The organism is Microbispora sp. H10670, from assembly GCF_014161385.1.
GTDB lineage: Bacteria > Actinomycetota > Actinomycetes > Streptosporangiales > Streptosporangiaceae > Microbispora > Microbispora triticiradicis.
Window position 1 is genome coordinate 167860 of sequence record NZ_JABBWW010000014.1, and the last position, 11225, is coordinate 179084.

Below are 11225 nucleotides of genomic sequence, written 5' to 3' on the forward strand. Positions count from 1 at the left end.
GGCTGAGCGCCCCTGCCGGTGTCAGCTGTATCGCTCGACGAGCGCGTTGCCGATCGAGGCCAGGTGGTCTCGCACACCCGGGGGGCCGGTCACTTCGAGCCATTCGACCAGCCCGGCGAGTTCGCCGGCGAGGGTGTAGTCGTCGTGGCCGCGGATCACGACGTCGATGCGTCCGTCGGTCGTGGTGCCTCCGACTTCGAGTCGATCGCCGAACCCGATCCGGAGAATGCCTATGGCGTGGGGCGCACAGACGGCCTGGGCCTCCAGAGGCGTTCGTCTGCGGTCGATCTCGTCGGCGATCTCGCGCCAGCTCTCGGCGAGGTCGAAGTCCTCGGGCCGGTGCACGGGATCGCCTGTCGGGTCGGCGGATGTCACGCGGTCGATGCGGAAGGTCCGTCGGCCGGTCTCGGTGTGGGAGACGAGATACCACGCCGGGCCTTTGGCGACGATGCCCAGCGGGTGGACGGTCCTCTCGGTTTCGGCGCCTTTGCTATCGACATAGCCGAGCCGCACCTGGACGCCGCGGATCACCGCGTCCTGGAGGTCGTCGAGGAAGCGGGGTGGTCGGTGCTCGACCCGGCTCGACCCCCATCGTCGCGGGTCCATGACCAAGGATGATGCAGCTGCTTCGGCTTGGGCGCGGAAGGGTTCCGGCAGGGCTTGGACGAGTTTGCGCAGGGCTGCTTTCACGGCCGGGGTCGCGGCCGAGGCCGGGCCGGCGACCAGGAACAGGGCGCGGGCCTCACCCGCGGTCAACCCGGACAGGTCGGTACGGGCGCCGCCCACCAGGCGCCAGCCGCCGCCCCGTCCTTGCGAGGAGTACACGGGCACCCCGGCCATGGCCAGGGCGTCGAGGTCGCGGCGGGCGGTGCGCTCGGAGACCTCCAGCTCCCGGGCGACCTCTGCCGCTGTCACCTGCTCACGCCGTTGCAGCATGAGGAGGACGGCCACCAGCCGGTCGGTTCGCACGCCCATAAAACTCCCACACAAACCGGTCATGAGGTGACCGGTTTCGGCGTCAGGATGGCGCCATGACCTCAACCGATTTCCCCAAGCCCACCCTCATTCCGGTCAACGGTGTGGAACTCGAAGTCTTCGAAGCGGGCCGAGAGAACGCGGGAAGGCCCATCGTGCTCTGCCACGGCTGGCCGGACCACGCCTTCACCTGGCGCCACCAGATGCCCGTCCTCGCCGCGGCCGGCTACCACGTCATCGCCCCGAACCAGCGCGGCTACGGCAACTCCTCCCGCCCAGCCGAGGTGACGGACTACGACATCGAACACCTGTCGGGTGACCTCGTCGCGCTCCTGGACCACTACGGATACCAAAACGCCACCTTCATCGGCCACGACTGGGGCGCGTTCGTCGTCTGGGGCCTGACCCTGCTGCACCCCACCCGTGTGAACAAGGTGATCAACCTGAGCTTGCCCTACCAGGAGCGCGGGGAAAAGCCGTGGATCGAGTTCATGGAAGACATGCTCGGCGGCGACTTCTACTTCGTCCACTTCAACCGGCAGCCGGGCGTCGCCGACGCCGTATTCGAAGACAACACCGCCCAGTTCCTCCGCAACCTGTACCGGAAGAACCAGCCGCCGCCGGAGCCTCAGCCGGGCATGGCACTGATCAACCTCGCCAGAGCGCAAACACCCCTTGGCGAACCCATCATGAGCGACAGCGAACTGGCCGTCCTCGTCTCCGCCTTCGAAACATCCGGATTCACCGGCGGCATCAACTGGTACAGGAACCTCGACCGCAACTGGCGCCTCCTGGCGGACGTGGACTCGATCATCCACCAGCCCGCCCTCGTGATCTACGGCGACCGGGACCCGGTCGCGAGGTCGGAAAACCTGGCAGAGTTCGTGCCCAACGTGGAAGTGGTCCGCCTGGACTGCGGCCACTGGATCCAGCAGGAAAAACCCGAAGAAACAAACCAGGCCATTCTCAACTGGCTGGACAAGCGGGATGACGCCTAACGTCTGGTGATCCCAGCCTGCGAAAACGCCTGGCCACTGACGATTCTGGGCTCATTACCGGCAAGGCAGCTACCACCAGCCGCCAGCTGTGACTGATCCGCAGGTCAGGGCGCTGGTGCTCAGGTCTCCGGGTTGCGGATGATGCGGTGGATGGTGGAGCGGCCAACACTGTTGTCCCACGCGTAGGAGCCACCTCGGGAGCCACCCGAACGGGTGATCACGAGCCGTACGAGCCTGAACTATGAGCTGCCTGCCGACCAGCGGGTAGTTCTAGGAGCTGTTCAGAGTTCGGATCACGTGGCCGAGCGTGAGCGGCGGTGGCGGCGGCAGTGGTTCGGCGTTCCCGGCGCCGAAGGACTGCAGCAGGTACGCCACCAACCGCCGCGACGCCGCCTCCACCCCCTCCCCCGCGCCGGCGATGAGGCCGCAGTTGGCCCTGAACAGCAGCACCAGGTCCGCGACGTCGAAGTCGGCCCGCAGCCGGCCCGTGGCCTTGGCCCGCCGTACCATCTCGGCGAAGCCCCGCTCGGCCCGCAACCGCGTGCGCTCGTAGTCGATCGCGTCCGGGAACGCGGTGAGGAAGGCGTCGGTGAACCCCCGGTCGGCGACCTGCATCGCGCACACCTTCTCGATCGCCCGGCGGAACCCCCGCCACGGATCCGGGTCGGCCAGAGCGTCGTCCACGACCGACGCGCACGCCGCCAGCTCGTCCCTGAACACCTCCGTGATCAGGGACTCGCGGGACGGGAACCGCCGGTAGAGGGTGGCCACCCCGACCCCGGCGCGCCGGGCGATGGCCACCATCGGCGCGTCCAGACCGCGCGCGGCGAACGTCTCCCGCGCTGCGTCGAGGATGCGCACCCGGTTGTGCCGCGCGTCCGCCCGCAGCTCCTTGGCCGACGCCAACTGAGAGGGATGATCAGCCATATTTCTCACATTAGCGTAAGTGGACTGGCCCATCCGGTTATCGAGCTAGCGTTTCCCGTATGGAGACGAATCAGATGCGCGCGGCCTTGTTCGACCGGTACGGACCGCCGGAGGAGCTGTACGTGGGCACGGCGCCGAAGCCGGTCCCCGCTCCCGGACAGGTGCTGGTGCGGGTGCACGCCGTCAGCGTGAACGGCGGCGAGGTGCACGGCCGGACGGGCCGGCTGCGCCTGGTGACCGGGCTGATGCAGCGGGGCTTCCCGAAACGGGTCGGGATCGACCTCACCGGCGAGATCGTCGCCCTCGGCCCCGGGGTGACCGGCCCGAAGGCAGGCGACCGGGTGTGGGGCGTGCTGGGACGCACGTTCGGGAGCGCCGCCGAGTATGTGGCGATCCGCCCCCGCCGTCTGTCCCCGGCCCCGGCGGGACTCGACCTGGTGACGGCCGCGGCGCTCCCGGTGGGCACGACGGCCATCACGGCGCTGCGCGACCTGGCCGCGCTCAGGCCGGGCGAACGCCTGCTCGTCCGGGGTGGCAGCGGCGGCGTGGGCGTCGTCGCGGTACAGCTCGGCCGGGCGCTCGGCGCCCACGTCACCGCCCTCGCCGGGGCACGCAGCCTCGACCTCGTCCGCGACCTCGGCGCGCACGAGGCGTACGACTACGCCGACGTCGCCCCGGCGGACCTGGGCAGGTTCGACGTGATCCTGGACACCGCCGGCACCGAGCACGCCGCCTTCCGACGCCTGCTGACGCCGTCCGGCCGGATGGTGGCGATCGCCTTCGACCACCGCAGGATCGCGGCGTCCCTGGCGTACATCGCCGCCTCGGCCGTTCACGGGCGGCGGCGGGTGCGCTTCTTCAGCGGCAACCCCACCACCCGGCTCTTCACCGACCTCACCCGGTACGTGGACAGCGGCGCCATCCGCCCGGTCGTGGACACGGTCTTCCCCTTCGAAGACATCGCCCAGGCACACCGGACACTGGAGAAGGGCGGGGTACGCGGCAAGGTCGTCGTAAGGATCGCCTGAGAACGGTACGGCGCGCGTCGCCGGACACGCCGAACGTCCACCGCAGCGCCGCCGTCGGGAACGAGGACGGCTAGGGCCTGTATCGAAGTCCGTGGTGGGGTGTGGGTCGGTTTGAGGTGGGGCGTCGGGGAGTCGGAGAGGTCGTAGATCGACAACGCAAGAGGTCTCCGGTAATTGGTTGATCGACCAAGAAAAACCTGAAACCGGAGACCTCGTGGCCACCTTAGCGGTGACGAGGCGGTTCGACCTCACCGATGCCCAGTGGGCGGTACTGAAGCAGCTGCTGCCGGCGCCCACACGGTTGGGGCGGCCGTCGCTGTTCAGTAAGCGGCAGTTGATCGACGGGATCCGCTGGCGGGTACGGACCGGCGCGCCTTGGCGGGATGTGCCCGCCTGCTACGGATCCTGGTCAGCGGTGTATGCGCTGTTTCGGCGCTATCAACGCGACGGGACCTGGCAGCAGATCTTGACCGCGTTGCAGGCCCTGGCGGACGCGGCCGGGCGCCTCACCTGGGACGTCAGCGTCGATTCCACCATCGCCCGCGCGCATCAGCACGCCGCCGGGGCGCGGAAAAGGGGGATCTTCAGGCCGAGCCGCCCGGCGGCAGAGCCGGTACCGAGCCGGCCGATCATGGGCTGGGGCGTTCTCGTGGCGGGCTGACCACCAAGCTGCATCTGGCCTGCGAGCAGGGGCAGAAGCTGCTGGCGATCGTGCTGACCGCCGGGCAGCGCGGTGACAGCCCGCAGTTCACCGCGGTCCTCGGCGGCATCCGGGTGCCCCGCCTGGGCGTGGGGCGGCCCCCGCACCCGCCCCGACCGCGTCCTGGCCGACAAGGCCTACGCTTCCGCGGCCAACCGCGCTTACCTGCGGCAGCGCGGGATCAAGGCCACCATCCCCCGCAAGGCCGACCAGGACGCCAACCGCCGCGCCAAAGGATCCAAGGGCGGGCGGCCTCCCGCCTTCGACACCGAGATGTACAAGCGGCGCCACGCCGTCGAGTGCGGCATCAACCGGCTCAAACGCCACCGCGCTGTCGCCACCAGATACGACAAACTCACCGCCCGCTACGAAGCCACGATCCTCATCGCCGCGATCAACGAATGGCTCTGACCGACTTCGATACAGGCCCTGGTCGCCCCCTCGACGGCAGCAGTCGCCGCACTACTTCTCGGCGACTGGCCGTGCGGCACGACCTGCGAAGTCAGCGAGAATCACCAGGTCGTCAAGGTTGAGGGCCAGCTCGCCGACGTGATCTCCGGAGCCGAGCTCTTCCATATCAGCGAGGAGGAGGCGACAGCTCATCTACAAGAGCTGCTGCCCCAGGAGGAGCCGGCGGCCGTCGTGGAAGAGCCCGCGCCGGGCTCAACACCTGAAAGCTGGTCTGGCCCGTACCTGGTTCGCCTCTCGGTGCTCGGTGGGCGGTCCGCTCCCCTTGAGCTGGGCTGGCTTCAGCTCAACGCCCTCGTGTACCTCACTCTGCATCCCGCAGGAGTCACTCGCGACCAGCTCACCACAGCCCTGTGGCCCGAGGACACCAGCAAGGACGTGCACAACACACTTCGACACCTTCGAAACGCGCTGGTCACCGCACATGGGTATGAGAATCCCGAGCGGAAGCGAGCACCGTTCATCAACGCGTCGACAACACAGGAAGGCGCGACGTACCGCATCGACCCAGCCCTGGTCAGCGTAGATCTCTGGGATTACCAGGCGGCTCTGGAGGAACTGAAAGCGGCCTCCGAGCCTGGCGCCAGGCTATCGGCGCTCGTGAAGGCTGCGGAGTCGTGCAACGGGGAGTTGGCGCACGGCCTGGAGACAGAGTGGCTCGACGAGCATCGCTACCCGCTGACCCGGTCCCAAGCCGACGTTCTGAGCCAACTCGCCGAGCTGTGCGAGGATGACGATCCCGAGCAGGCACTGAATGCCCTGGAGAGAGCTCGTGCGCTAGATCCAGACAACGAGGAGACCTACCTCCGCATCGTCCGTCTGCAGATAAACCTCGGCCGCAGAGACGACGCGCGTCGAACTGTCAAGCTGCTCCGCCAGCGCCAAGCCGGCCTCGGAATTGCGCCCAATCCAAGAACAGAGAGAGCGCTCGCCACACTGTTCGCCGGTAACGAGGAGTTCTGAAATTCCCCTCTGAACGACTTGCAGCACAAATCCTGACCTGTCCCTGACAGGGCTCCGCCCCGGTGTACCGGGCGCCGTGGTAGACGGCCATCAACAGGTACGGTTCCAGTCATATAGATCCGGCCTCTGTTTCAACCTAACCGGTTATCGGTGAGCCTGATTACCCGCTTCTTCGCAGGGAGGAACGCCCCACGGCGGCTGCCACCGTCAGCAACGCGATCGTGTGCACCGGCGCGGCCAGCGCGACCGCGACCAACGCCGGGGACGGCTTGATCCCGAACGCCGCCAGGCCGGCGATGACCGGGACCAGTCCCGCCGCGAGCATCCACGCCTCAACCTGCTCGTGCGTGACCCGCCAGCACCGGTCGTCCGCCAGCCCGGCTATGGAGGCCAAGCCGGCAAAGTGGCCTGTCCGCACCGGACCGATCGCGACTCGTCGTGAGGCGAGCATCGCCGCGACGCCGAGTGTCAGCAGCGCAACCCCCACAAACTCGTTCATGCGGTCCTCGACGCCTCGTGGACGTGAGCTTTTGGCTCCGGCATCCGGCGCGCCGACGGCAGCGATCTGGTTTCCCCCGGCATGTCCGTCACCGGCACTTTGGCCGTGCCCAGGACGTGACTGACGCCGCGAAACACCACCGGTTCCACGGTCTCGATGACGAAACCCGCCTGCCGGATGGCAGCAAGGGCGTCACTCGCCGGGCGGCAGCCGCCGAGAACCCGAGACCAGAGCGGGGAGAGCAGGCTCTGGCACAGCGAGATCACGTGGTTGCCGGAGCGCTGATGCTCGTAGAAACGCAGTTCGCCTCCCGGGGGAAGGATCCGTCTCACCTCGCTCAGGGTTAGAGCCACCGAGGGGGAGCAGCACAGGACCAGCGAGGCGACGACCGCGTCGAAGGACGCATCGGGCACGGGTAGACGGGTGATCTCACCCTCCACTACCTCCACGGGAATCACGGCCTTCTGGGCGGCAAGCCGCGCCGCCGCCCTCAGGAAGGGATCGCTCTCCACGATGACGAGCTCATCGACGGCGGACGGGAAGCAGGCGATCTTCTTGCCATCCCCCGCACCGATCTCGAGGACCCGGCCCGTCAGGTCACCCACCAGCCGCAGGCGCTGCGGCGTCGGGCGGTTCCCACTGCACACCGGCCGCGGATGGTGGAACTGCTCCATGCCGCGACCGCGGAACCGCCTGGTATCCGCTGGATGCTCCGTGGAAATGCCCATGTCTTCTCCTTGCTTCGGCCTCTCCCACTATGGGTCGTAGCCACCAGAGGAGACAGGAATCCTGACGCGATCCTGACGGGCGAGGCCCCAATTGCTACGACTTCTTGAGGATCTTCGAGGCAGGGGTCAGGACCAGGTAGGAAAATCGCCGCCGACCGTCAAGAAGGAGTACAGAAGCCCGAAGATATGACGCCAAACGGCGAGAATGGTGCGTACGGCATCGGCCGTGTTCATTCCGCCTGGCCGCCATACGCCGCCGACTGCCCACGTTCGTGTCTATCCGGCCACATCGGGCCACGCCGGGATCGCTCGGGGGAACCACATGGACGTTCGCCTGCTCAATCATGAAGGGATCAAGGAGCGTCCCGTCGAAGAGCTGCCGACACTGCTTGGGCGACAGGACGGCCTGGTGTGGGTGGACATCCCCCGCTGTGACACCGATGCCGTAGATGTGCTGGCGGAGGTGTTCGGCTTCCACCCCATGGCGATCAAAGACTGTGTCGAACGCAACCGTGTGCCGAAGATGCACGCCTACCGGGATCATGTGTTCGTCGTTCTGCATGCGCCCGAGCGGGGGAAGCGCGGCCACGTGCACTACATCGAGCTCGACCAGTTCATCGGCCGGAACTATCTGGTAACCGTCCACGGGCCGGTGAACCCGGCGGTCCAGCCCGGGATCGCCCTGCGGGAGACACAGGCGGTGCTGGCCCGCATCGAGGCGGGGCGGCTGCGTCCCGCCTCGGCGTTCGAACTGTCCCACGCGATCGTCGCCGCCCTCATCCGCAACCAGGAGGACTACGTCGAGGCGGTCACCGGCGACGTGTGGCGACTGGAGCAGCGGGTCACGGGCGGGCAGGTGGGCGACCCCGAAGAATTCCTCGACGAGCTGTTCCGCACCCGCCACGGCCTGCTCACCGTGCGCACGATGGGTGCGCTGAGTAGCGCGATCTACGGAGAGATGGCCGGCCTCGCCCGCATGTCGCCCGAAGGGCGACGTCTGATGGCGGAGATTGGGGACCGGTTCGAGCGGATACGCAGGGTCGCCGACGGCGAACGAGAGTACCTCCAAGGCGTGATCGAGTTCTACCAGACCACCCTCACCATCAAGGCCGCGCTCATCGGCCAGACGCAGAACGAGGAGATCAAGAAAATATCCGCCTGGGCGGCCATCTTCTTCGCGCCCACTCTGGTCGGCACGGTATACGGCATGAATTTCACCCACATGCCGGAATTGCACTGGATCCTTGGCTACCCGTTCGCCCTGACCCTCATGATGCTGGCGTCGGCAGTCCTCTACATGCTGTTCAAGAGGAGGGGATGGCTGTGACCGTCGCCGGTGTCAGCGCCCTCTGGCCGTGATGGTCCGCCACTCGCCTTCCCACCCGGCCACGGCACACCGCGCGGTCCAGGCGCGGCGTCCCGACCGCACGAGGTGGCCGGCGGTCCAGAGGCCGCCGGCCGCGGTCGGGCCCGCGAGCAGAGCGACCACGACGACCATGGTGGTCGGCGAGGGGCCGGGGGCCGGTTCGTCCCCGGCGTCGACCCAGAGGGCCAGCCGGTCCCCCGCCTGGTGCCCGGAGGTCGTCACTGTTCTGCCCGTATGGGTGCCGCCGTCCCGGCCGGTCCAGACGACCTCCACCACGGCGGCGGGCAGAGGAGCGGACCGAGCCGTGGCGACAGAGGGCCGGAGCACCCGTACGACTTGAGCGGTCACCCGCCGGTGGCCGTCGACGTAGGCGTCCGCGTCGTGGATCAGGAGCGCGCTGACGATCGCGCTGGTCGCGCAGGCGACGATCATCAAGAGGGCGGCTGTCAGGACGCGTCCCGTCGACGAGACGTGCACGATCTTCCCCACGAGTTCTCAGAGGCCGACGTCGCGGCGCAGCAGGTCGTCGAGGCCCTCGCGGCGGACGACGAGGCGGGCCTTGCCCCGGCTGACGGCGACGACCGGCGGGCGGCCGTTCATGTTGTACGTCGAGGCCATCGAGTGGTTGTAGGCGCCGGTGGCGGCGACGGCGAGCACGTCTCCCGGGCGGATGTCGGCGGGGAGCGCGGCAGCCTCGGCCAGCATGTCCCCGCTCTCGCAGTGGTGGCCGACCACGGTGAAGTCGCGCTCACCCTCGTAGGTCGCCCGGCCGATCATGCGCATCTCGTACCGCGAGCCGTACATCGCGGGCCGGGGGTTGTCGCTCATGCCTCCGTCGACTGCGACGTACGTGCGGCGCAGTCCCTTCTTGACCGCGATCACCCGATAGAGCGTCACGCCGGCGGGCCCGGCGATGGCCCGTCCGGGTTCGACGGTCAGCCGCGGCGCCGGCAGGCCGATGCCGGCACAGCGCCTCTCCACGGTCGCGGCCAGTGAGGTGAGCTGTGCGGGAGCCAGGCCGGTCTGCCCGCTCGTGTACGCGATCGCGTGACCGCCGCCGAGGTCGAGCTGGGACAGCGTCACCCCGTGCGCGTCGCGGATCCGCGCGAGCTGCTCCACCAGCACACGGGCGCTCTGCTCGTACGGCTCGGCGGCGGCGATCTGGGATCCGAGGTGGCAGTGCAGGCCGACCAGCTCCAGGCGCGGCTGGCGGAGGATCCGGTTCACCGCCTCCCTCGCCACACCGGCCGCGATCGACAGCCCGAACTTGTGGTCCTCCCCGCCCGTGCGGATGGCGGCATGTGCCCCGGCTTCGATATCGGGAATCACCCGTACCAGCACCTTCTGCCGCATACCCACGGGGACGAGCGCGGCGAGGCGGTTGATCTCGGTGAGATCGTCGATGACGATACGACCGACGCGCTCGTCCACCGCGGCGCGCAACTCCGCCGGGGTCTTGGCGTTGCCGTGGAGGATGATCCGGTCAGCCGGGAAGCCGGCGGCCCTCGCCACGGCCAGCTCACCGGCCGAGCACACGTCGAGGGCGAGCCCCTCGGATCGGACCCAGGCGGCCATGGCGCGGCACCAGAACGCCTTGGCGGCGTACGCGACCTCGGCTCGGGGCAGCGCGGCGCGATAGGCGCGGCAGCGCAGGCGCACGTCCGCCTCGTCCATGACGTACGCCGGGGTGCCGAAGCGCCCGGCCACCTTCATCAGGTCGACGCCGCCGACCTCCGCATGCCCGTCGGCGCCGAAGCGCGCGGTGGCCGGCCAGGGGCCGTCGGCCGTCTCCGTCGTACGCGGAGGTGTGATCAGCAGGCTCATTTCGTTCTCTTCTCCGCCAGGAGCGCCTGGCCGAGTCCGGTGACCGTACGGGTCACGATCTGGGTGCAGGTGGTGTCGGCGCCCGCGTCGCGGAGCGTCGCCACCGCCAGTTCGAGGTCGTCCATGCTCCGGCAGGCCACCCGTACCTCGATATCGGCGTCGCCGAGCAGGACCAGCGCGCTCAGCACCGCGGGTATCTCACGCAGCCGCTGCTCGTAGAGCCCGCACGTCACGTCGTGGCGCAGCCGGACGCGTACGACGGCCTGGATCGGGCGGCCGAACGCCGCCGGGTCCACCTCGACGCGGACGGCGGCCAGCGCGCCGCTGTCGCGCAGCCTACGCAACCGGACGGAGACCGTGCTGTCGCCGAGCGCCAGGTCACGGGCGAGGGCCCGCACCGGAGCGCGGCCGTCTCGCGCCAGCGCCTGGAGCAGCGACCTGTCGACGTCGTCGAGAGATCTCACCGCACACCGCCTCCTGAACGGCCCTGCCGCGCTGAACGGGCAAACAACCCGGAAATTGGACACACGACACGCTAAGCACGGGCTGGCCCATGGGCAGGCGATCCTGACGCGATTCCTACGGCGGGCCCGCTGAACCTGACGCCCGATTGACGTGCGCCACACTCCAGGGCTGTCTCCGGCGGCGTCGACCGGGGGACCTCGACTGCTTGTGTGAGGAATGGACGTGCGGTCGGCCGGTTGCTTAAGGAGGGCGGACGCTTCACCACCCTTGACGCGTGAGCCCGC

The 11225-nt window shown here is 68.7% G+C and carries 11 protein-coding genes and 1 pseudogene; 5 read left to right on the top strand and 7 right to left on the bottom strand.

Annotated elements, in window-relative coordinates; all coding sequences use genetic code 11:
- Window positions 1-21: 21 nt before the first annotated feature.
- Complete coding sequence (locus HHX33_RS20715) at window positions 22-975, bottom strand: helix-turn-helix transcriptional regulator (RefSeq protein WP_220502030.1); 954 nt, start codon at window positions 973-975, stop codon at window positions 22-24.
- Between the two features lie 56 nt (window positions 976-1031).
- On the opposite strand from HHX33_RS20715, the gene HHX33_RS20720 reads away from it, so the two are divergent.
- A complete protein-coding gene (locus tag HHX33_RS20720; RefSeq protein ID WP_182876061.1) occupies window positions 1032-1973 on the top strand; it encodes an alpha/beta fold hydrolase in 942 nt (313 codons plus the stop codon).
- Between the two features lie 270 nt (window positions 1974-2243).
- Here the strand turns inward: HHX33_RS20720 and HHX33_RS20725 are convergent, their stop codons facing one another.
- On the bottom strand, window positions 2244-2900 hold the full coding sequence (locus HHX33_RS20725; protein WP_220502014.1) for a TetR/AcrR family transcriptional regulator: 657 nt from the start codon (window positions 2898-2900) through the stop codon (window positions 2244-2246).
- A gap of 59 nt (window positions 2901-2959) precedes the next feature.
- Between HHX33_RS20725 and HHX33_RS20730 the strand changes: the two genes are divergently transcribed.
- The 3 genes and pseudogenes from HHX33_RS20730 to HHX33_RS37300 all read left to right on the top strand — a co-directional run bounded on the left by HHX33_RS20730 (window position 2960) and on the right by HHX33_RS37300 (window position 6059).
- Entirely contained in the window at window positions 2960-3928 is a 969-nt protein-coding gene (locus tag HHX33_RS20730; RefSeq protein WP_259402672.1) for an NAD(P)-dependent alcohol dehydrogenase, read from the top strand.
- Between the two features lie 229 nt (window positions 3929-4157).
- A pseudogene (locus HHX33_RS20735) lies at window positions 4158-5039 on the top strand (IS5 family transposase).
- A 138-nt stretch (window positions 5040-5177) separates the two neighbouring features.
- Window positions 5178-6059, top strand: coding sequence for an AfsR/SARP family transcriptional regulator (locus tag HHX33_RS37300; RefSeq protein WP_182876063.1), 882 nt, complete (start codon window positions 5178-5180; stop codon window positions 6057-6059).
- A gap of 160 nt (window positions 6060-6219) precedes the next feature.
- On the opposite strand, the gene HHX33_RS20745 is transcribed toward HHX33_RS37300, so the two are convergent.
- Window positions 6220-6558 (bottom strand): hypothetical protein, encoded by a 339-nt coding sequence (locus tag HHX33_RS20745; protein WP_182876064.1) that lies wholly within the window; start codon window positions 6556-6558, stop codon window positions 6220-6222.
- Window positions 6555-7286 carry a class I SAM-dependent methyltransferase gene (locus HHX33_RS20750; protein WP_182876065.1) on the bottom strand — a complete coding sequence of 244 codons (732 nt, stop codon included), beginning with the start codon at window positions 7284-7286 and terminating at the stop codon, window positions 6555-6557. Before HHX33_RS20750 ends, HHX33_RS20745 begins: the two co-directional genes overlap by 4 nt.
- A gap of 322 nt (window positions 7287-7608) precedes the next feature.
- On the opposite strand from HHX33_RS20750, the gene HHX33_RS20755 reads away from it, so the two are divergent.
- Complete coding sequence (locus HHX33_RS20755; protein WP_182876066.1) at window positions 7609-8613, top strand: magnesium transporter CorA family protein; 1005 nt, start codon at window positions 7609-7611, stop codon at window positions 8611-8613.
- A 12-nt stretch (window positions 8614-8625) separates the two neighbouring features.
- Here HHX33_RS20755 and HHX33_RS20760 read toward each other — a convergent pair whose 3' ends face one another.
- Genes HHX33_RS20760 through HHX33_RS20770 form a run of 3 tightly spaced genes read right to left on the bottom strand, consistent with a single transcriptional unit; the run spans window position 8626 to window position 10940 of the window.
- A complete protein-coding gene (locus HHX33_RS20760; protein WP_182876067.1) occupies window positions 8626-9141 on the bottom strand; it encodes a hypothetical protein in 516 nt (171 codons plus the stop codon).
- Between the two features lie 6 nt (window positions 9142-9147).
- Window positions 9148-10476 (bottom strand): diaminopimelate decarboxylase, encoded by a 1329-nt coding sequence (lysA, locus tag HHX33_RS20765; RefSeq protein ID WP_182876068.1) that lies wholly within the window; start codon window positions 10474-10476, stop codon window positions 9148-9150.
- Window positions 10473-10940 (bottom strand): Lrp/AsnC family transcriptional regulator, encoded by a 468-nt coding sequence (locus HHX33_RS20770; RefSeq protein ID WP_182876069.1) that lies wholly within the window; start codon window positions 10938-10940, stop codon window positions 10473-10475. Before HHX33_RS20770 ends, lysA begins: the two co-directional genes overlap by 4 nt.
- Between the last annotated feature and the right edge of the window lie 285 nt (window positions 10941-11225).